We start from the raw sequence: 20,717 nt of genomic DNA, 5'->3' as shown, positions 1-20,717 counted from the left end.
GCAGGATTCTTGTCAGATGACGGCGTCGGCTGGCTGGCGCAGCAGCATCGCGAGCGTGCTCGCAATGGTCTTGCGCAGCTCGCGGCGGTCGCTGATGAAGTCGATCGCGCCCTTGGTCTGCAGGAACTCCGCGCGCTGAAAGCCCTCGGGCAGCGTCACGCGCACGGTCGACTCGATCACGCGCGGGCCGGCAAAGCCGATCAGCGCCTTGGGCTCGGCAATGACCACGTCGCCCACGAAGGCGAAGCCGGCCGAAACGCCGCCCATGGTGGGGTCGGTCAGCACGCTGATGTAGGGCAGGCCCTTCTTCGCAAGACGCGTGAGCGCCGCGTTGGTCTTGGCCATCTGCATCAGCGAGAGCAGGCCTTCCTGCATGCGCGCGCCGCCGGTGGCGGTGAAGCAGATGAAAGGCACCTTCTGCTCGATGGCCGTTTCGACGCCGCGCACGAAGCGCTCGCCGACCACGCTGCCCATGCTGCCGCCCATGAATTCGAATTCGAAGCAGGCCACGACCACGCTGATGCTGTGGACCGAGCCGCCCATGACGACCAGCGCGTCGGTTTCGCCGGTGTTCTCGAGCGCTTCCTTGAGCCGCTCGGGGTACCGGCGGCTGTCCTTGAACTTGAGCGCGTCGACGGGAAGCACTTCCTGGCCGAGTTCATAGCGGCCTTCGGCGTCGAGAAAAGCATCGAGCCGTGCGCGGGCGCCGATGCGGTGGTGGTGGCTGCAGCTCGGGCAGACGTTCTGGTTGTGCTCGAGATCGGTCTTGTAGAGCACCGTCTCGCAGGCGGGGCATTTGATCCACAGGCCCTCGGGCACCTGGCGGCGCTCCGACGGGTCGGTTTGTGCGATCTTGGCGGGTAGCAGTTTTTCAAGCCAGCTCATAGGACTCCGGAATTAGCTCCCCTCTCCCGCATGCGGGAGAGGGGCTGGGGGTGAGGGCAGCCGTGATTATCGGCCAGCCGCATTCTTGGCGGTAGCCGCCGGCAGGGCGTCCAGCGCCTCGCGGATGCCAGCGAGAAATTCGCGCACCGCCGGCACGACTTTCTCGCGCGGCTGTCCGTCGATCAGCTGGATGATCTTCGTGCCGATCACGACCGCATCCGCCGCCGAACCCACGGCCTGCGCCGTGCGCGCGTCGCGGATGCCGAAGCCCACGCCGACCGGGATGCTCACATGCGCGCGGATGCGCGGGATCATCTGGCCGACCGCTTCGGTGTCGAGGTGGCCTGCGCCCGTCACGCCCTTGAGCGACACGTAGTAGACATAGCCGCTTGCGATGCGTGCGACCTGCGCCATGCGCTCGCTGGTGCTGGTGGGGGCCAGCAGGAAGATCAGGTCGATGCCCGCGGCCTTGAGCTCCGCGGCGAAGTCCTCGCACTCCTCGGGCGGGTAGTCGACCACCAGGAGGCCGTCGACGCCGGCGGCCGATGCGTCGCGGATGAAGGCCTTCTTGCCGTGCACCAGGTCGTAGCGCTCGACCGGATTGGCGTAGCCCATCAGCACCACGGGCGTGGTCGCGTCCTTCTGTCGGAAGGTGGCCACGATGGCGAGCACTTGCTTCATGCCGACGCCCAGGGCCAACGCGACTTCACCGGCTTTCTGGATCACGGGGCCGTCGGCCATGGGGTCGGAGAAGGGCACCCCGAGCTCGATCACGTCGGCACCCGCTTCGACCATGCCGTGCATCAGTTCGGGCGTGATGTCGGCGTAGGGAAAACCGGCCGTCACGTAAGGAATGAGCGCGCGGCGACCGTCTTTCTTCAGCGCGTCGAAGGTGGCGGCAATGCGGCTCATCACTTGCCTCCCTTCACACTGAGGCCGCGCATCGAGGGCCGGTCGTAGAAGTCGACGCCCGACAGGTCGGCCACGGTGCCGATGTCCTTGTCGCCGCGGCCCGAGAGGTTCACCAGGATCGACTGGTCCGGCCGCATGGTCTTCGCGAGTTTCATCGCATAGGCCATCGCGTGGCTCGATTCGAGGGCCGGGATGATGCCTTCGGTGCGGCACAGGTAGTGAAAGGCTTCGAGCGCCTCGGCATCGGTGATGCCGACGTACTCCGCGCGGCCGATGTCGGCCAGGTGCGCATGCTCGGGTCCCACGCCCGGGTAGTCGAGTCCGGCGCTGATGCTGTGGGTTTCGGTGATCTGGCCGTCTTCGTTCTGCAGCAGGTAGGTGCGGTTGCCGTGCAGCACACCCGGACTGCCGCGCAGGATCGACGCCGAGTGCTTGCCGCTGTCGAGCCCTTCACCCGCGGCCTCAACGCCGATCAGGCGCGTGCCCGCGAACGGAATGTAGGGGTGGAAGATGCCCATCGCGTTGCTGCCGCCGCCCACGCAGGCCACCACCACGTCGGGCTGCCGGCCTTCGGCCTCGCCGGTGATGCCTTGCGCCGCGAGCATGGCGGGCATCTGGTCGATGCACTCGGTGCCGATCACGCTCTGGAAGTCGCGCACCATCGTCGGGTACGGGTGCGGGCCGGCCACGGTGCCGATGATGTAGAAGGTGTTTTCCACGTTGGTCACCCAGTCGCGCATGGCCTCGTTGAGCGCGTCCTTCAGCGTCTTGCTGCCCGATTCCACCGGCACCACCGTGGCGCCGAGCAGGTTCATGCGGTAGACGTTCGGGCTCTGGCGCTTCACGTCCTGGCTGCCCATGTAGACCACGCATTCGAGGCCGTAGCGTGCGCAGATGGTGGCGGTGGCCACGCCGTGCTGGCCGGCGCCGGTTTCGGCGATCACGCGGGGCTTGCCCATGCGGCGCGCGAGCATCGCCTGGCCGATCACGTTGTTGATCTTGTGCGCCCCGGTGTGATTCAAGTCTTCGCGCTTCAGGTAGATCTGGGCGCCGCCCATCTCGCGGCTGGTGCGCGCGGCGTGGTAGACCGGCGAGGGCCGGCCGACGAAGTGCTTCAGCTCGTAGTGGAACTCGGCGAGAAACGCCGGATCGTCCTTGAACTTGGCGTATGCATCGCGCAGCTCGTTGATCGCATGGGTGAGCGTTTCGCTCGCGAAGGTGCCGCCGTACTTGCCGAAGTGGCCGGTGGCGTCGGGTTGCTGATAATTGTCTTGCATGGTTCTCGATCGTTGGGCCGCAGCCCGAATCACGATCGGGTGCGGCGGCTAGCTGGAGAAGGAGGCGTCGGCGGCCCTGACGGCGGCGACGAACTGCCGGATCTTTCCGGCATCCTTCAGGCCCTTGTTTCCCGGGCCATCGATTTCGACGCCCGAGCTCACATCAACGGACAGCGTCTTGCAGCGTGTCCGCAGGATGCGAATGCCATCGCTCACGTTTGCAGGTGTGAGCCCACCACTCAAGACGAGGTGAGCGTCGACGGCGGGTGGAAGAAGTGACCAATCGAATGCCTTGCCGCCACCGCCAAAACCTTCGACATGGGCGTCGAGCAGGATGGCCTGGGCGTGGGAGTAATCGGACGCGTATTTTACGAGGTCGAAGCCCGCTCCGGCAGCCCCGAGCGGAATACGGGCGGCGCGCATGTAGCGGAAACGGCCCAGACGGCAGGCTTCTTCGCATTGCTGCGGCGTTTCGTCGCCGTGAAATTGAGCGATGGCGCCCTTCACCCGGGCAAGCGAAGCTATGACTTTCGGAGCATCCTCGTTGACGAACAGCAGCACCGGCGTGATGAAGGGCGGCAGGCGCGACGCCAGCTCGGCGGCGCGCTCGGCCGTGACGGCGCGCGGGCTCGCGGCGTAAAGCACGAACCCCACCGCATCGGCGCCGGCCTCGACCGCGGCATCCACGTCGGCCTCGCGCGTGAGGCCGCAGATCTTGATTCGGGTGCGGGGAGCGGCAGTCATGGCGGCCCATCATAAGGAGCGCCGCCGCCCTGCAGCGTGGCCTCGGCCGGCAGACCCCACTTGGCGTCGTACAAAGGCCCGAGAAAGTACAGCCCGTCGGCGGAGAAGGTGGGCGCAGCCACCTTGCGGCTGCGCGCCTCGAGCACCTCGGCGATCCATTCGGGCCGCTCGTCGCCGCGCCCGATGCGCACCAGGCAACCCATCAGGTTGCGGATCATGTGGTGCAGGAAGGCGTCAGCCTCGAACTCGAAATGCCAGCGGCAGCGGTCGCCGCTGCCGACGCGCGTGATCTCGATGCGCCGCAAGTCCTTGACCGGCGAGCGTGCCTGGCAGGCCGAGGCGCGAAAAGAGCTGAAGTCGTGGCGGCCCACCAGCAGGGCGGCCGCGGCGCGCATCGCATCGCCGTCGAGCGCGTGCATCGACCAGCCGACCCGGCCCGAATCGAGGCTGGGCCGCACGGGCGATTGCGACAGTACGTAGAGGTAGCGGCGGGCCAGCGCGCTGGCGCGGCAATGGAATTCGTCGGGCACCGGCTGCGCCCACTGCACGGCGATGTCGTCGGGCAGGTAGCGGTTGGTGCCGCGCATCCAGGAAAAGGGTTCGCGTTCGACGTCGGTGTCGAAGTGCACCACCTGCATCAGCGCATGCACGCCGGCATCGGTGCGGCCGGCGCACAGCGTGCCGATGGGCTGCGCAGCGAACTTGGCAAGCGCGGCTTCCAGCTTGTCCTGCACCGTGCGGCCCGAGCGCTGGCTTTGCCAGCCCTCGTACGCCTGGCCGTTGTAGCGGATGCCGAGCGCCAGCCTCACGAATTCGAAAAGTCGGGGAACGAGCCCCGCTCAGCGCAGCTCGGCGAGCAGTTGCCTGGCCTCGGACTTGAGGTCGCCAGCGCTTTCAGCCTCGACTTCCTCGACCAGCGAGCGGGCGCCTTCGACGTCGCCGATGGCCTGCAGTTCGCGAGCCAGCGACAGCTTGACCGCATGGGGGCTGTCGTCGCCGTCGTCTTCTTCCGGCATGGCCGCAGCCGGCCTCGTTGCTTCGGCGGTGCCGGCGGTCGGGCGGCTGGGAAGGCCGGCCAGCGCGCTCATGTCGAATTCGATGAAGCCCGAGTCCGCCGGAAGACCGCCGCGCAGCACGGCCGGGCGGGTGTTGTCGTCGGCTTCGTTCAGCGCCGAGGGGCGAGTGATCGGCGCCAGCGCTCCGGGGGCGGTGTCGAAGTCGTTTTCCAGGTCGACCGGCGCCGGTGCATGCGCATGGCCGTTGGAGAGGGGCGCGGCCGCTGCGGGCGCGTAGGCAGTCTTCGGCAGGCTGGCGCTCACCGGCGCGGGGCTCGTCGCGAGTGCTGCCGGCTGGCTCAGGTCGAGGTCGAAGTCCAGCGGGGCGACCGAGGGCATGAAGGCCGGCGCGGCTGCCGCAACCGCCACGGGGGCGGGCGCTGCCGCCGGGGGAACCGCGGCAACGGGCTTGGCTGCCGTGGCCAGCGCGCCTGCAAAGGCGGCGCTTTCGGCCTGGCTCACGCCGCCGCGGGCGGTGCCCGATTCGTACAGCGGATTGCCCGGATCGAGGTCCTTGCCCATGTCGACCACGCGGTTCCAGTCGGAGCCGGCGCCGTTGGTCAGCTTGTGCACTTCGGTCGCGAGGCCTTCATAGGCGCGGACGTCGCGGCGCTTGGCGTGAATTTCGAGCAGCTTGAGGTGAATGGCCGTGCGGTCTGGATTCACGCGCAGCGCTTCGCGGAGGATTTCCTCGGCCTGCAGGTCGCGGCCATAGGCCAGGTACACGTCGGCTTCGGCGACCGGGTCGACATCGCCCGCGTCGAGCTGGCTCGGCGAGTACGACAGCGACGAGACGGTGGAATCGCCGCGGTGCTTGGTGTCGACCGATTCACCGCCGCTGGCGCCGAAGAACGAGTCTTTCGGAATGCGGCTTTCGAGGAACACGCTTTCGCTCATTTCCTCGCGCCGGCGGCCCAGCACGCGGTACAGCAGGAAGCCGATCAGCAGGGCGATCAGCGCCGCGCCGGCCAGCATCAGCGGGTTGTCCATCAATTCGTCGAAGAAGCTGCGCTCGACCGGGGGCGGTGGGGCCGCCTTGACGACTGGCTTGGGCGCCGGTGCGGGAGCCGCTGCACTCGCTGCCGCTGCCGGAGCGCCCGGCATGGTTTCGGCCGACGCCGCGGCGTCAGGCGCTGCGGCGGTGGGGGCTGCTGCCGGCGTGACCGGTGCCGCGGGTGCCGTTGTGTCTGCCGGCGCCGTAGCGGTGGGCGTTGCTGCAGGCGTTGCAGCTGGAGCGGCAGGTGTGGCGGTTGTCACTGGAGCAGCAGCGGGCGCCGCAGCCGTGGCGGGCGCGGCCGGTGCCGGGCTGGTCGCCGCTGGCGATGCCGTGGCTGCCACGCCCGGGTTGGGAACCGGAATGCCAGGCGCTGCCGGCGCCGGGGCTGGAGCGGCGGCCGGTGCTGCCGAACCGGTGGCCGACTTGAGCTTGGCCAGTTCGTTGATGTTCTTCGACAGCTCGGCAACGCGGTTGTTGCTCTCCTGCGCCTGGCGGGTCTGCGCGACCTTTTCGTCGGCGGCCCGGGTGGCGGCGCTGCCTTGCGAAATCGTCAGCTTGTCGGGTACGCTCGCCGCGGCGTTGCGGTCTTCGACATTGGCCTGCACCTTGCCTGAGGCGTTGCGGCCAGCGGCGGCCACGTTCGCGGTGGGCGCGTTCTCGGCGAGGCGTTGGCGGTAGGCGCCGAAGTCGCGGCTTTGCGCGGTGATGGTGCGCCGTGCTTCCGCGGTCGGAACGGCACCGGCTTCGGCGGCGCTCGGCAGATCGAGCACGGCACCGGCCTTCATGCGGTTGATGTTGCCGCCGATGAAGGCATCGGGGTTGGCAAGCAGGAGCGCCACCAGCATCTGGTCGAGCGAGATGTCGGCCGCCTTGTGGGCGCTGGCGATCTTGCCGGCGGTGTCGCCGCGCTGCACGGTGACTTGCTCGCCGCCACCGGCCGGGCGAGCCGGGGCCGCAGCGCTGGGTGCTTGCGGTGCTGCCGAAGCAGGCGCCGGTGCTGCTGGCGCGGTAACCGGTGCAACGGGCGCTCGCTCGCGGCGTGCTGCGCGTGCCGCAGCTGCGCCCGAACGCTCTGCGGGCGGCGTGCTGATCTGCGGCGAAGAGGGGGCAACTGGCGCGCTCGGCGCCGCCTGGCGGGTCACGGGCGGATCGAGCAGCACCGTGTAGTCGCGCACCATGCGGCCGGAGGAACCGTTGGCTTCGAGCAGTAGGTCGACGAACGGGTCGTTGAGCGGACGCGTGCCGGTCAACCGCACGACGTATTGGCCGCCGGCGCGGCGTTGCAGCGTGGCCTTGACGTCGCTCAATGCGGCGTTGTACGGAACGCCCGCGTTCTTGAAGGCGTCGGCGCTGGCGACGTTGATCTTCAGGCTTTCCGCTTCCGCGGCCGCCATTTCAGTCACGTCGATTTCAGCGCGAAGCGGCTCGCCCAGTGCCGACTGCACCTTCAACTGGCCCAGCGCAAAGGCGCTGGCATCGGTGCTTGCAACGCCCAGGGCCACCGCCATGGCGGCACCTAGAACGGAAAGGCGAAGACCTTTCAAGGGCAGAGAGGGGCGAGCGGCCGATGGGCGGGCCGCGGGCAACAGATGTCTTGTCATGCTGATAGGGGCGGCTCAGGCCCAGAAATTGTAAGAGGACGTTAGCACCAACACCGGGTACTGACAAGGCGGTGCGCCTGTTCTACCCAGTGCGCGCATACTTACGCACACATCTTCTGTTGCCATAAGGCAACATTTCGGGCTTGTGGTGAGCCGCTGCGCCCCCAATCAAGCCTCGAGCAAGATGCGCAGCGTGCGGCGCAGCGGTTCGGCAGCGCCCCACAACAGCTGGTCGCCGATGGTGAAGGCGCCGACGTATTCGGGGCCCATCGCAAGCTTGCGAATGCGGCCCACGGGGATGTTCATGGTACCTGTCACGGTCACAGGCGTCAGATCCTTGAGGGTGGCCTCGCGGGTGTTCGGCACCACCTTCGCCCAGGGGTTGTCCGCGGCGATCATGGCCTCGATGTCGGCGAGCGGCACGTCCTTCTTGAGCTTGAAGGTCAGCGCCTGGCTGTGGCAGCGCATCGCGCCAACGCGCACGCAGAAGCCGTCGACCGGCACGGCGGCGGTGCCGAAGCCCGCGCCTTGGCCGAGGATCTTGTTGGTTTCGGCGCCGGCCTTCCACTCTTCCTTGGACATGCCGTCGCCCAGGTCCTTGTCGATCCAGGGGATCAGCGAACCACCGAGCGGAGCACCGAAGTTGGCCGTTTCGGCCGCGCTCAGGTTCTGCTGCTTGTGCAGCACCTTGCGGTCAATTTCAAGAATGGCGGACTTGGGGTCGTCGAGCAACGCGCGCACCTCGGTGTTGAGGGTGCCGAATTGCGTCAGCAGTTCGCGCATGTGCTGCGCACCGCCGCCCGAAGCGGCCTGGTAGGTCATGCTGGTCATCCACTCGACCAGGCCGGCCTTGTAGAGGGCGCCCACGCCCATGAGCATGCAGCTCACGGTGCAGTTGCCGCCGATCCAGTTCTTGCCGCCCTTGGCGAGCGCGTTCTGGATCACCGGCAGGTTGACCGGATCGAGCACGATGACCGCATCGTCCTGCATGCGCAGGGTGGAGGCGGCGTCGATCCAGTGGCCGCTCCAGCCGGCGGCGCGCAGCTTGGGGAATACCTCGCTGGTGTAGTCGCCGCCCTGGCAGGTGATGATGATGTCGCACTTCTTCAGTGCGTCGATGTCGTTCGCATCCTTCAGCGCGGTTTCGTTCTTCGCCATGGCCGGGGCCTTGCCGCCGGCGTTGGAGGTCGAGAAGAACAGCGGCTCGATGAGCCCGAAATCGCCTTCGGCCTGCATGCGGTCCATCAGGACCGAGCCGACCATGCCGCGCCAGCCTACGAGGCCGACCAGAGGTTGAGATGCGTTCGCCATTTCAGTTTGCCCTATTAAAAGAAAGAAAAAAGTTGTCTTTTCTTGCCCCCGACTCGTCGAGCCGGGGAGGGGCGTGACGAAGCGGGCTGCGGTTAGCCGGTAATCGTCTTTTTGGTGATTGCTGCAACGACCGCGTCGCCCATCTCACGGGTCCCGACGCGCTTCGTACCTTCTGACCAGATGTCACCCGTGCGCAGCCCGGAGGCGAGCACATGCTTGACCGCCGACTCGATACGGTCGGCAGCTTCGGCTTGGTTGAGTGAAAAGCGGAGCATCATGGCAGCGGACAGTATTGTAGCCAATGGATTGGCAACCCCTTTGCCGGCAATGTCGGGCGCGCTGCCGTGGCTGGGTTCATACAGGCCCTGGTTGCTCGAATTGAGCGAGGCCGACGGCAGCATGCCGATGGATCCGGTAAGCATCGCCGCCTCGTCCGACAGGATGTCGCCGAACATGTTGCCGGTGACGATCACGTCGAATTTCTTGGGCGCCTTCACGAGCTGCATGGCTGCGTTGTCGACGTACATGTGGTCGAGCTCGATGTCCGGATAGTCCTTGTGCACCTCGGTCACGATGTCCTTCCAGAACTGGAAGGTCTCCAGCACGTTGGCCTTGTCGACGCTGGTCACGCGCTTGTTGCGCTTGCGTGCCGCTTCGAACGCCACGCGGGCGATGCGCTCGACCTCGGGGCGCGAATAGCGCATGGTGTCGAAAGCTTCTTCGGCGCCCGGAAAGTGACCGTCCACCGCCGTGCGGCGGCCGCGCGGCTGGCCGAAGTAGATGTCGCCGGTCAGCTCGCGAATGATGAGGATGTCCAGGCCCGCGATGAGTTCGGGCTTCAGGCTCGACGCGTCCACCAGCTGCTCGTAGCAGATGGCCGGGCGGAAGTTCGCGAACAGTCCGAGGTTCTTGCGCAGGCCCAGGATGGCCTGCTCGGGACGCAGCGGACGGTCGAGCTTGTCGTACTTCCAGTCGCCGACGGCGCCGAACAGCACCGCGTCGGACTCCTTCGCCAGCTTCAGCGTCGATTCCGGCAACGGATGGCCGTGGGCTTCGTAGGCCGCACCGCCGACCAGCGCGGTTTCCATTTCGAACGAGAGGTCGAGTGCGTCGAGCACGCGAATGGCCTCGGCCACGATTTCGGTGCCGATGCCGTCACCTGGGAGAACTGCAATTTTCATGATGGGGTCTGAGAATTTGAATACGGAAAATGCGAATGCCGATCAGGCAATCATCGAGTGCGCGAGCCAGGGCTTCTGCGCCAGGCGCTCGGCCTCGAAAGCCTTGATCTTGTCCTTGTGGCGCAGCGTGAGGCCGATGTCGTCCAGCCCGTTGATCAGGCAGTACTTGCGGAAGGCCTGCACGTCGAATGCGAACTCGCCGCCGTCGGGCTTCACCACCACCTGGCGTTCCAGGTCGATGGTCAGCGTGTAGCCGGGGAAGGCAAAGGTCTCGTCGAACAATTGCGCGACTTGCGCTTCGGGCAGCACGATCGGCAGCAGGCCGTTCTTGAAGCTGTTGTTGAAGAAGATGTCGGCATAGCTCGGCGCAATGATCGCGCGGAAGCCGTACTGGTCGAGCGCCCACGGCGCGTGCTCGCGCGACGAGCCGCAGCCGAAGTTCTTGCGCGCCAGCAGCACCGATGCGCCGGCGTAGCGCGGCTGGTTCAGCACGAAATCGGGGTTCGGCTTGCGGCTGACCGGGTCCTGGCCCGGAAAGCCGGCGTCGAGGTAGCGCCATTCGTCGAACAGGTTCTGCCCGAAGCCGGTCTTGCGGATCGACTTGAGAAATTGCTTCGGAATGATCGCGTCGGTGTCGACGTTCTCGCGGTCCATCGGGGCCACGAGGCCCTTGTGCACGGTGAATTTCTGCATGTGATGTCTCCAGGTCAGGCGAAGGTGCGCACGTCGACGAAGTGGCCGTGCACCGCGGCCGCGGCGGCCATGGCCGGGCTCACGAGGTGGGTGCGGCCGCCGGCGCCCTGGCGGCCTTCGAAATTGCGGTTGCTGGTCGATGCGCAGCGTTCGCCCGGTTCCAGCCGGTCGGCGTTCATCGCCAGGCACATCGAGCAGCCGGGCTCGCGCCATTCGAAGCCCGCGGCCTTGAAGATCACGTCGAGGCCTTCGCGCTCGGCCTGTTCCTTCACCACGCCGGAGCCCGGCACCACCATGGCGAGCTTCACGTTCTTCGCGACCTTCTGGCCGAGCTTCTTCACCACCGCGGCGGCTTCGCGCATGTCCTCGATGCGGCTGTTGGTGCACGAGCCGATGAACACCTTGTCGATGAAGATGTCGTTGATCGCCTTGTTCGGCTCCAGCCCCATGTAGACCAGCGCGCGCTCGATGGCGCCGCGCTTGCTGGCGTCTTTTTCCTTCTCGGGGTCGGGCACGCGGCCGTTGATGTCGACCACCATCTCGGGCGAAGTGCCCCAGGTCACCTGCGGCTGGATCTGCGCCGCGTCGAGCTCGACCACGGCGTCGAACTTCGCGTCGGGGTCGGACTGCAGCGTGCGCCAGTAGCTGACGGCCTGATCCCACTCCACGCCCGTGGGCGCGAGCGGGCGGCCCTTCACGTAGCCGATGGTCTTTTCGTCGACCGCCACCAGCCCCGCGCGCGCGCCGGCCTCGATGGCCATGTTGCAGACGGTCATGCGGCCTTCCATGCTCAGGTCGCGAATGGCCGAGCCTGCGAATTCGATGGTGTAGCCGGTGCCGCCGGCGGTGCCGATCTTGCCGATGATCGCGAGCACGATGTCCTTGGCGGTGCAGCCGAACGGCAGCTTGCCCTCGACCTTCACGAGCATGTTCTTCGCCTTCTTGCCGAGCAGCGTCTGCGTGGCCATCACGTGCTCGACCTCGCTGGTGCCGATGCCGTGCGCCAGCGCGCCGAAAGCGCCGTGCGTGGAGGTGTGCGAGTCGCCGCAGACCACCGTCATGCCCGGCAGCGTGGCGCCCGATTCGGGCCCGATCACGTGCACGATGCCTTGGCGCTTGCTCAGGAACGGAAAGAACGCGGCGGCGCCGAATTCGGCGATGTTCTTGTCGAGCGTGGTGACCTGTTCCTTGCTGGTCGGGTCGGCAATGCCTTCGTAGCCGCGTTCCCAGCCGGTTGTCGGCGTGTTGTGATCGGCCGTGGCCACGACCGAGCTGATGCGCCACAGCTTGCGGCCGGCTTCGCGCAGGCCTTCGAAGGCCTGCGGGCTGGTGACTTCGTGCACCAGGTGGCGGTCGATGTAGAGGATCGCGGTGCCGTCTTCCTCGGTGTGGACGACGTGTTCGTCCCAGATCTTGTCGTAGAGCGTGCGTGCCATGTCGTTCTCTTGTCTTTCGTGGGGAGATGAATTGTCTTGTTTTCTATGCGGCCACGGGCTCGGCGGCTTCGTGGGCGACCGCCGGCGCGCGCAGGTGGTTGACCAGTGTGCGCGCGGCCACCGGCAAGGTCGAGAAGTCGCGCGCCACCAGGCGGATTTCGCGGTGGGACCAGGCGTCGTTCAGCGCCACGCTGCAAAGGCGGCTGCCGATGCCCGCCTGCAGCAGCTCGAACGCGCGCTGCGGCATCACGCCGATGCCTAGTCCGTTGTCGATCATGCGGCACATGGCGTCGAGCCCGGTCACGTGGATGCGCAGCTTGACGCTGCGGCCCGCCTCGACCGCGGCCTGGTGCATGGCCACGTAGATCGAGCTGTTGGTGTGCAGGCCGACGTGGTCGTAATCGAGTGAGGCGGCGAAGTCGATCGCTCCCTGGGCGGCGAGCGGATGTCCGGCGGGCACGATCAGCGCGAGCCGGTCGTGGCGGTAGGGCAGCGTCTGCAGATCGTTCGTGCCGTCGGGAATATGGCAGATGCCGAGATCGGCGGCGCCTTCCTGGACCGCGCGCACCACTTCGTTGCTCAGGTGCTCTTCGAGGTCGATCTTGATCGCGTCGTGCTCGCGCGTGAAGGCGCCGAGATCCTCCGGGAGAAACTGCACGATGGCCGAAATGTTGGCATGCACCCGCACATGGCCGCGCACGCCTTCGGCGTATTCGCTGAGTTCGCCCTGCATCTTCTCGAGGCTGTAGAGCACCGAGCGCGCATGGTGCAGCAGGCTTTCGCCCGCGGGCGAAAGATCGACTCCGCGCGCATGGCGGTAGAGAAGGGTGGTGCCCAGCGTGGCTTCGAGGTCCGACAGCCGCTTGCTGATGGCCGAGGCGGCAATGAATTCGCGCTCCGCCGCGCGCCCGATGCTGCCGAGTTCGCAAACGGCGACGAACAGCTGCAGCGACGTGAGGTCGATGCGCCGGGCGAAGCTGCGTTCGGAAGCTGTGGAAGGGGGCATGCGGGTCTCGGCATCTCGTATGGAGATGGAGGCCTGTATTTTCCCCCTGTTTTTAGCTTTGAGTCATCGCCATGCGCGATGACATTGCTGTCGGCGCGCGATGAGCGAAAAGAGGCGTCACTGGCGCTTCTTGGACGAATCTTCCATCTTTTCCCCGGCCTTCTGCACGTCCTGGCCGGCTCCTCTCCAGGTGTTGCAACCCGACAGCGGCACGGCAAGGGCAAACGTGACGGCGAACAATGCGGCAAGCGACTTCATGGTGGAACTCCTTCGGCTTTAAGTGCTTTGCAGCCTATCGCCGGCTTCCGGGTGCCGCATGTCAGCCAAGACGCAAAAAAGCTGCCCGAGGGCAGCTTTCAGGGATGAGCGCCGGAAACGACGATCAGCGCTTGGCGATGGGCTGCACGTTGCGCTTCGGCGAACCTTCGAACAGCTGGCGCGGGCGGCCGATCTTGTACTCGGGATCGCCGATCATTTCGTTCAGCTGGGCAATCCAGCCGACCGTGCGGGCCAGCGCGAAGATCGCGGTGAACAGCGGCACCGGAATGCCGATGGCGCGCTGCACGATGCCCGAGTAGAAGTCGACGTTCGGGTAGAGCTTGCGCGACACGAAGTACTCGTCTTCCAGGGCGATCTTTTCGAGTTCCTTGGCGAGCTTGAACAGCGGATCGTTTTCCAGGCCCAGTTCGGTCAGCACTTCGTTGCAGGTTTCCTGCATCAGCTTGGCGCGCGGGTCGTAGTTCTTGTACACGCGGTGGCCGAAGCCCATGAGCTTGACGTTCGAGTTCTTGTCCTTGACCTTCTTGATGAACTCGCCGATCTTCTCCACGCCGCCTTCCTTCTGGATGTCGTAGAGCATGTTCAGCGCCGCTTCGTTGGCGCCGCCGTGGGCCGGGCCCCAGAGGCAGGCCACGCCGGCTGCAATGGCCGCGAAGGGGTTGGTGCCCGACGAGCCGCACAGGCGCACGGTCGAGGTCGATGCGTTCTGCTCGTGGTCCGCGTGCAGGATGAAGATGCGGTCGAGCGCGCGCTCGAGCACCGGGTTCACCTTGTACTCTTCGCACGGCGTGGCGAACATCATGTGCAGGAAGTTGCCCGCGTAGCTCAGGTCGTTCTTCGGGTACATGTACGGCTGGCCGATCGTGTACTTGTAGGCCATGGCCACGAGCGTGGGCATCTTCGCGATCAGGCGGATCGCGGCGATCTCGCGGTGCTCGGGATTGTTGATGTCCGTGCTGTCGTGATAGAAGGCCGACAGCGCGCCCACCAGGCCGGTCATGATGGCCATCGGGTGCGCGTCGCGGCGGAAGCCGCGCAGGAAGAACTGCATCTGCTCGTTGACCATCGTGTGGTTGGTCACGAGCTTGGTGAAGTTGGTCTTCTTGGCCTGATCGGGCAGCTCGCCGTAGAGCAGCAGGTGGCAGGTTTCGAGGAAGTCGCAGTTGGTGGCGAGCTGCTCGATGGGATAGCCGCGGTACAGCAGTTCGCCCTTGTCGCCGTCGATGTACGTGATGGCCGACTGGCATGCAGCCGTCGACATGAAACCCGGGTCATAGGTGAACATGCCGGTCTGCGCATAGAGCTTGCGGATGTCGATCACGTCGGGCCCCACGGTGCCCTTGTAGATCGGCAGTTCGACGCTGTCGCCGCCGTTGCTGAACGACAGCGTGGCCTTGATATCGGAAGCTTTCATTTCGGGTTTCTTTCAGGAGGAGTATTCAGGAGGGCGAAGAGGAAACGGAGGTGGCGGGACGCTGCGCGCCGTCGGTGCGCATCAACTGCAGCAACTCGACCACCTCGGCCCCGGCCCATGCGGGCTCGGGTTCCTTTCTTCGCAGCAGAAGATCGAGGAGGTCGTTGTCCGACAGGTCCATCAAGGTCTCCATCGCTCCCGCCTGGCCGATGGTCATGCGGGATTCGTGCCGCTCGAAGAAGCGGGCGATGAACAGGTCGTTCTCGAGCAGACCGCGCCGGCAGCGCCATTTCAGCTTGCTCAGCGCGCGTTCGCTGATCGGCTGTGCGAGTTCGGCAGCGGTTTGCATGGTTTCTCTCGGGAAAGGTTCAGATGGCGCGGCGCACCATCAGTTCCTTGATCTTGCCGATGGCCTTGGTGGGGTTCAGGTTCTTCGGGCACACGTCGACGCAGTTCATGATCGTGTGGCAGCGGAACAGGCGGTACGGGTCTTCGAGGTTGTCCAGGCGTTCGGCGGTGGCTTCGTCGCGGCTGTCGGCGATGAAGCGGTAGGCCTGCAGCAGGCCGGCGGGGCCCACGAACTTGTCGGGGTTCCACCAGAAGCTCGGGCAACTCGTGGAGCAGCTCGCGCACAGGATGCACTCGTACAGGCCGTTGAGCTCGTCGCGCTCCTCGGGGGACTGCAGGCGCTCCTTCTCGGGCGGCACGTTGTCGTTCTGCAGGTACGGCTTGATCGAGTTGTACTGCTTGAAGAACTGCGTCATGTCCACGATCAGGTCGCGGATCACCGGCAGGCCCGGCAACGGCTTCAACACGATCGTGCCCTTGAGCGTGAGCATGTTGGTCAGGCAGGCGAGGCCGTTCTTGCCGTTGATGTTCATCGCGTCGGAACCGCAGACGCCTTCGCGGCATGAGCGGCGGAACGACAGCGTGGGGTCTTGCGCCTTGAGCTTCATCAGGGCGTCGAGCAGCATGCGCTCATGGCCGTCGAGTTCGATCTCGATGGTCTGCATGTAGGGCTTGGCGTCCTTGTCCGGGTCGTAGCGGTAGATCTGGAATGTGCGCTTCATCGTAGTGACCTTGTGAATGCTTTTTGTGGGCTGACTGTGAGCCGTGTTTAGAACGTGCGGACCTTCGGCGGAACCGAGGCCACGGTGAGCGGCTGCAGCTTGACCGGCTTGTACGAGAGGCGGTTGTCCTGGCTGTACCAGAGCGTGTGCTTCATCCAGTTCGCGTCGTCGCGGCCGAGCGGTGCGACCGGGTCGTCCGCCGGGCGTTCGTAGTCTTCCACCGTGTGGGCGCCGCGGCATTCCTTGCGGGCGGCGGCCGAGACCATCGTGGCCTGCGCCACTTCGATCAGGTTGTCGACTTCGAGCGCTTCGATGCGCGCGGTGTTGAACACCTTCGACTTGTCCTTCAGGCCGATGGCGTTGACACGCTCGCGCACCGCGGCGATCTTGACCACGCCTTCGTCCATCGAGGCTTGCTTGCGGAACACGGCGGCGTGCTGCTGCATGACGGTGCGGATCTCGCCGGCCACGTCCTGCGCGTATTCGCCGCCGGTGGCGGATTCGAGGCGGTTCAGGCGCTCCAGCGTGCGGTCGGCCGCATCCTTGGGCAGTTCCTTGTGTTCCTTCAACTTGTCGTTGAACTCGACGATGTGGTTGCCGGCTGCGCGGCCGAACACCAGCAGGTCGAGCAGCGAGTTGGTGCCCAGGCGGTTCGCGCCGTGCACGCTCACGCAGGAGCATTCGCCCACGGCGTAGAGCCCGTTCACCACGGCGCTGTTCTCTTCACCCTTCTGGATGACGACCTGGCCGTTGATGTTGGTCGGAATGCCGCCCATCTGGTAATGGATGGTCGGCACCACGGGAATCGGTTCCTTGGTGATGTCGACGTTGGCGAAATTGACGCCGATTTCGTACACCGAGGGCAGGCGCTTGTGGATGGTCTCGGCACCGAGGTGGTCGAGCTTCAAGAGCACGTAGTCCTTGTTGGGACCGCAGCCGCGGCCTTCCTTGATTTCCTGGTCCATCGAGCGCGACACGAAGTCGCGCGGTGCCAGGTCTTTCAGCGTGGGCGCATAGCGCTCCATGAAGCGCTCGCCATTGCTGTTGAGCAGAATGGCGCCTTCGCCGCGGCAGCCTTCGGTCAGCAGCACGCCGGCACCGGCCACGCCGGTCGGGTGGAACTGCCAGAACTCCATGTCCTGCAATGGAATGCCCGAGCGCGCGGCCATGCCCAGGCCGTCGCCGGTGTTGATGAAGGCATTGGTCGAGGCCTGGAAGATGCGTCCTGCGCCGCCGGTGGCCAGCAGCACCGTCTTGGCCTGCAGGATGTGCAGGTCGCCGGTTTCCATTTCGAGCGCCGTCACGCCGACCACGTCGCCTTCGTCGTCGCGGATCAGGTCGAGTGCCATCCACTCGACGAAGAACTGGGTGCGCGCCTCGACGTTCTTCTGGTAGAGCGTGTGCAGCATGGCGTGGCCGGTGCGGTCGGCCGCGGCGCAGGCGCGCTGCACGGGCTTTTCGCCGTAGTTGGCCGTGTGGCCGCCGAACGGACGCTGGTAAATGGTGCCGTCGGGGTTGCGGTCGAACGGCATGCCGAAGTGTTCGAGCTCGTACACGACCTTGGGCGCTTCACGGCACATGAACTCGATCGCGTCCTGGTCGCCGAGCCAGTCGGAGCCCTTGATCGTGTCGTAGAAGTGGTAGTGCCAGTTGTCTTCGCTCATGTTGCCGAGCGAAGCGCCCACGCCGCCTTGGGCAGCCACGGTGTGCGAACGGGTGGGGAACACCTTGGAGAGCACGGCCACGTTCAGGCCGGCGCGGGCCAGTTGCAGCGAGGCGCGCATGCCGGAGCCGCCGGCACCGACGATCACGACGTCGAACTTGCGCTTGGTGATTTGTTCTTTTGTGTAGGTCATGGTGGGGGTGTCAGGTCAGATCTTCCAAAGCACTTGAATGGCCCAACCCGCACAACCGACAAGCCAGACGATGGTGAAAATTTGCAGGGCGAGGCGAATGCCGACGGGCTGGACGTAGTCCATCCACACGTCGCGCATGCCGACCCAGACGTGATAGAGCAGGGAAGCGATCACGGAGAAGGTCAGCACCTTCATCCACTGCGCGGCGAAGATGCCGGCCCAGAGGTCGTAGCCCAGCGGGCCGCGCGTGAAGATCAGCTGCGCGAGCAGGATGATCGTGAAGAGCGCCATCAGGCCGCCCGTGATGCGCTGGCTGAGCCAGTCGCGCAGACCGTAATGTGCGCCGACGACGATGCGCTTGGAGCCGTAATTCACAGACATGGTGGGCTCCTTCTCAGTACAGGCCGAACAACTTGGCGCCGAGCACCACGGTGAGCAGAATGCTCAGGGCCAGCGTGACCAGGGCCGACGTGTGGCCGAACTCCTTGGTGACGGCGGCATGGCTCACGTCCATCCAGAGATGGCGCAGGCCGGCGATGAAGTGGTGCAGGTAGCTCCAGATCAGCGCGAGAGCGACCAGCTTGATGAACCAGCCCGGAACGAAACCGAGGCCGCTGTTGAAGGCGGCCTTGAACCTGGCGAACGAATAGTCCGACGACAGCGAGGTGTCGAACATCCAGATGATGAACGGCAGCAGCAGGAACATGAGCACGCCGCTCACGCGGTGCAGGATCGACACGATGCCCGCCGGGGGCAGCCGGTAGGTCGTGAGATCGGTGAAGGCATTGATGTTTCGGAATTCGCGGCGCGGCGGCCGGGGAGGAGTTGCAAGCTCTGTCATTGGGGGAGGCTTTCGTGGTGGCTTGTTCTGAGAGCGAACGCTTTTGTTTCTTCTGCGGAATGCAAACAACGCAAAATTCTATTGCAATGCACCATTGCATGGCGGAGGTGCCCGCGTCGGCGCAGCGCCGCAGTCGGATGCTATTGACTTCGTAGCGTGTTGCCCACGAGGGGCTGGCGCTGCGCTGCGGCTGGATCGTGGGTTCATCTTGGCGTGACCTCAGCCGAGCTGGTTCCGGTAGTGGTGCGTGTCAGTGCGATAGAGGCCGCGGCGCAATTCCATCGGCGTGTCGTGATAGGTGTGGGCCAGCCGCTCCACGCTGAGCAAGGGCATTTGCAGCGACACGTCGAGCAACGCCGCCTGCTCCGCATCCGGGAGCACCGCGCGGATTTTTTCTTCCGCGCGCACCATGCGCACGCCGAATTCGGTCTCGAACATCGCGTACATCGGCCCCGGCCAAGCGCGCAGCCGCTCGGCCGTAAGGCCCTTGAACGGCGCGCCGGGGAGCCAGAGGTCTTCGAGAATCGTGGGCACGCCCCCGTAGGCGAGCACGCGCCGCACCTGCAGCACCGCGTCGCCCGTGCGCAGGCCCAGTGCGCGCGCCACGTCGGCCGAGGCGCGCTGGCGGCGGCAATCGACGATGGTGCGCTCGGCCGGGCCTTCGGTGCTCGGGGTGCCGACATCGGGCACGAGCTTCAGAAAGCGGTACTGCACGTGCTGCTCGGCATGCGTGGCGACGAAGGTGCCCTTGCCCTGGCGCCGCACCAGCAGGTTTTCGGCCGCCAGCTCGTCGATGGCCTTGCGCACCGTGCCCTGGCTCACGCGATAGCGCGCTGCAAGGTCCATCTCGCTCGGAATCGGCTCGCCCGGCTTCCACTCGCCGGCCTGCAGGCTCTGCAGGATCAATGTCTTGATCTGCTGATAGAGCGGACTGAAGGAGGGCGTCGCAGAGTCTTCGAGGACGGTGGCATTCATGGCAGCGGTGGGGTGCGCCGTGGCGGAGCCCCTGAGCATATCTTATATAAGACATAAGACGAGCCACCTCGATTCGGCTTAAAATGCGGGCCGGCCTGCGCCGCGGGAAGGATTCCCGCCCTGCAGGACCATCGGCGCCACGCGCGCCCGCCGATACCGTTTCACCACCTTCTGGAGTCTTCCCATGAGCAAAAAACCCGTCCGCGTTGCCGTCACCGGTGCCGCCGGCCAAATCGGTTACGCCCTGTTGTTCCGTATCGCGTCGGGCGAAATGCTCGGCAAAGACCAGCCGGTCATCCTGCAACTGCTCGAAATCCCCGACGAAAAAGCCCAGAAGGCGCTCAAGGGCGTGATGATGGAACTCGACGACTGCGCATTCCCGCTCTTGGCCGGCATGGAAGCCCACGGCGACCCGATGACCGCCTTCAAGGATGCCGACTACGCGCTCCTGGTCGGCTCGCGTCCGCGCGGCCCGGGCATGGAACGCGCCGAGCTGCTGGCCGTCAACGGCGCCATCTTCACGGCGCAGGGCAAGGCCCTGAACGCCGTCGCCAGCCGCAACGTCAAGGTGCTGGTGGTCGGCAACCCCGCCAACACCAACGCCTACATCGCGATGAAGAGCGCACCCGACCTGCCGCGCAAGAACTTCACCGCCATGCTACGCCTGGACCACAACCGCGCCGCCAGCCAGATCGCCGCCAAGACCGGCAAGCCCGTGGCCGACATCGAGAAGCTCACCGTCTGGGGCAACCACTCGCCCACGATGTACGCCGACTACCGCTTTGCCACCATCAAGGGCGAAAGCGTCGCCAAGATGATCAACGACCAGGAATGGAACGCCAACACCTTCCTGCCGACCGTCGGCAAGCGCGGCGCGGCCATCATCGAAGCCCGCGGCCTGTCGTCGGCCGCATCGGCCGCCAACGCCGCCATCGACCACATGCGCGACTGGGCCCTGGGCACCAACGGCAAGTGGGTCACCATGGGCATCCCGTCGGACGGCCAGTACGGCATTCCGAAGGACACGATGTTCGGCTTCCCGGTCACCTGCGAAAACGGCGAGTACAAGCTGGTCGAAGGCCTGGAAATCGACGCCTTCAGCCAGGAACGCATCAACAAGACGCTGGAAGAGCTGCAAGGCGAACAAGCCGGCGTTGCGCACCTCCTGTAATCGCAGCACCGGC

At 65.8% G+C, this 20,717-nt stretch carries 20 protein-coding genes; 1 reads left to right on the top strand and 19 read right to left on the bottom strand.

Annotated features, from left to right (window positions below):
- Positions 1 to 12: 12 nt before the first annotated feature.
- From accD to QFZ42_RS17960, 19 genes are all read right to left on the bottom strand, one after another.
- The gene (gene accD / locus QFZ42_RS18050) at positions 13 to 885 is read right to left on the bottom strand and encodes an acetyl-CoA carboxylase, carboxyltransferase subunit beta (protein ID WP_126745767.1); all 873 of its coding nucleotides are present in this window, start codon (positions 883 to 885) and stop codon (positions 13 to 15) included.
- Between the two features lie 66 nt (positions 886 to 951).
- Positions 952 to 1,797 carry a tryptophan synthase subunit alpha gene (gene trpA / locus QFZ42_RS18045; RefSeq protein ID WP_307702273.1) on the bottom strand — a complete coding sequence of 282 codons (846 nt, stop codon included), beginning with the start codon at positions 1,795 to 1,797 and terminating at the stop codon, positions 952 to 954.
- Positions 1,797 to 3,074, bottom strand: coding sequence for a tryptophan synthase subunit beta (trpB, locus tag QFZ42_RS18040; protein WP_307702272.1), 1,278 nt, complete (start codon positions 3,072 to 3,074; stop codon positions 1,797 to 1,799). Before trpB ends, trpA begins: the two co-directional genes overlap by 1 nt.
- Before the next feature lie 48 nt (positions 3,075 to 3,122).
- On the bottom strand, positions 3,123 to 3,818 hold the full coding sequence (locus QFZ42_RS18035) for a phosphoribosylanthranilate isomerase (RefSeq protein WP_307702271.1): 696 nt from the start codon (positions 3,816 to 3,818) through the stop codon (positions 3,123 to 3,125).
- On the bottom strand, positions 3,815 to 4,627 hold the full coding sequence (gene truA / locus QFZ42_RS18030; protein ID WP_307702270.1) for a tRNA pseudouridine(38-40) synthase TruA: 813 nt from the start codon (positions 4,625 to 4,627) through the stop codon (positions 3,815 to 3,817). The genes QFZ42_RS18035 and truA overlap by 4 nt, the downstream gene beginning before the upstream one ends.
- 30 nt (positions 4,628 to 4,657) lie before the next feature.
- A complete protein-coding gene (locus QFZ42_RS18025; protein WP_444875727.1) occupies positions 4,658 to 7,378 on the bottom strand; it encodes a FimV/HubP family polar landmark protein in 2,721 nt (906 codons plus the stop codon).
- A 261-nt stretch (positions 7,379 to 7,639) separates the two neighbouring features.
- Positions 7,640 to 8,782 carry an aspartate-semialdehyde dehydrogenase gene (gene asd, locus QFZ42_RS18020; protein WP_307702268.1) on the bottom strand — a complete coding sequence of 381 codons (1,143 nt, stop codon included), beginning with the start codon at positions 8,780 to 8,782 and terminating at the stop codon, positions 7,640 to 7,642.
- Between the two features lie 92 nt (positions 8,783 to 8,874).
- A complete protein-coding gene (gene leuB, locus QFZ42_RS18015) occupies positions 8,875 to 9,963 on the bottom strand; it encodes a 3-isopropylmalate dehydrogenase (protein WP_307702267.1) in 1,089 nt (362 codons plus the stop codon).
- Positions 9,964 to 10,005: 42 nt separating this feature from the next.
- Positions 10,006 to 10,656 carry a 3-isopropylmalate dehydratase small subunit gene (gene leuD / locus QFZ42_RS18010; protein WP_307702266.1) on the bottom strand — a complete coding sequence of 217 codons (651 nt, stop codon included), beginning with the start codon at positions 10,654 to 10,656 and terminating at the stop codon, positions 10,006 to 10,008.
- A gap of 14 nt (positions 10,657 to 10,670) precedes the next feature.
- Entirely contained in the window at positions 10,671 to 12,092 is a 1,422-nt protein-coding gene (leuC, locus tag QFZ42_RS18005; protein WP_307702265.1) for a 3-isopropylmalate dehydratase large subunit, read from the bottom strand.
- A 43-nt stretch (positions 12,093 to 12,135) separates the two neighbouring features.
- A complete protein-coding gene (locus QFZ42_RS18000) occupies positions 12,136 to 13,098 on the bottom strand; it encodes a LysR substrate-binding domain-containing protein (protein WP_307702264.1) in 963 nt (320 codons plus the stop codon).
- 117 nt (positions 13,099 to 13,215) lie between these two features.
- Complete coding sequence (locus QFZ42_RS17995; RefSeq protein ID WP_307702263.1) at positions 13,216 to 13,356, bottom strand: entericidin A/B family lipoprotein; 141 nt, start codon at positions 13,354 to 13,356, stop codon at positions 13,216 to 13,218.
- A gap of 124 nt (positions 13,357 to 13,480) precedes the next feature.
- Positions 13,481 to 14,791 carry a citrate synthase gene (gltA, locus tag QFZ42_RS17990; protein ID WP_307702262.1) on the bottom strand — a complete coding sequence of 437 codons (1,311 nt, stop codon included), beginning with the start codon at positions 14,789 to 14,791 and terminating at the stop codon, positions 13,481 to 13,483.
- Positions 14,792 to 14,816: 25 nt separating this feature from the next.
- Positions 14,817 to 15,140 (bottom strand): FAD assembly factor SdhE, encoded by a 324-nt coding sequence (locus QFZ42_RS17985; RefSeq protein WP_307702261.1) that lies wholly within the window; start codon positions 15,138 to 15,140, stop codon positions 14,817 to 14,819.
- A 19-nt stretch (positions 15,141 to 15,159) separates the two neighbouring features.
- Positions 15,160 to 15,861: a succinate dehydrogenase iron-sulfur subunit gene (locus tag QFZ42_RS17980; protein ID WP_055804283.1), complete on the bottom strand. Its 702-nt coding sequence runs from the start codon at positions 15,859 to 15,861 to the stop codon at positions 15,160 to 15,162.
- A 47-nt stretch (positions 15,862 to 15,908) separates the two neighbouring features.
- Positions 15,909 to 17,717: a succinate dehydrogenase flavoprotein subunit gene (gene sdhA / locus QFZ42_RS17975; RefSeq protein ID WP_307702260.1), complete on the bottom strand. Its 1,809-nt coding sequence runs from the start codon at positions 17,715 to 17,717 to the stop codon at positions 15,909 to 15,911.
- 15 nt (positions 17,718 to 17,732) lie between these two features.
- A complete protein-coding gene (gene sdhD, locus QFZ42_RS17970; protein ID WP_281149609.1) occupies positions 17,733 to 18,098 on the bottom strand; it encodes a succinate dehydrogenase, hydrophobic membrane anchor protein in 366 nt (121 codons plus the stop codon).
- Between the two features lie 13 nt (positions 18,099 to 18,111).
- Positions 18,112 to 18,558, bottom strand: coding sequence for a succinate dehydrogenase, cytochrome b556 subunit (gene sdhC, locus QFZ42_RS17965; protein WP_307702259.1), 447 nt, complete (start codon positions 18,556 to 18,558; stop codon positions 18,112 to 18,114).
- Positions 18,559 to 18,777: 219 nt separating this feature from the next.
- Positions 18,778 to 19,533 carry a GntR family transcriptional regulator gene (locus tag QFZ42_RS17960; RefSeq protein ID WP_307702258.1) on the bottom strand — a complete coding sequence of 252 codons (756 nt, stop codon included), beginning with the start codon at positions 19,531 to 19,533 and terminating at the stop codon, positions 18,778 to 18,780.
- 184 nt (positions 19,534 to 19,717) lie between these two features.
- Between QFZ42_RS17960 and QFZ42_RS17955 the strand changes: the two genes are divergently transcribed.
- A complete protein-coding gene (locus QFZ42_RS17955) occupies positions 19,718 to 20,704 on the top strand; it encodes a malate dehydrogenase (RefSeq protein ID WP_307702257.1) in 987 nt (328 codons plus the stop codon).
- Positions 20,705 to 20,717: the final 13 nt, after the last annotated feature.

It is taken from the genome of Variovorax paradoxus, assembly GCF_030815855.1.
Taxonomy (GTDB): Bacteria; Pseudomonadota; Gammaproteobacteria; order Burkholderiales; family Burkholderiaceae_C; genus Variovorax; species Variovorax paradoxus_M.
Note: the sequence above shows the minus strand (reverse complement) of the source record. Positions and strands in the feature narration are given on the sequence as shown.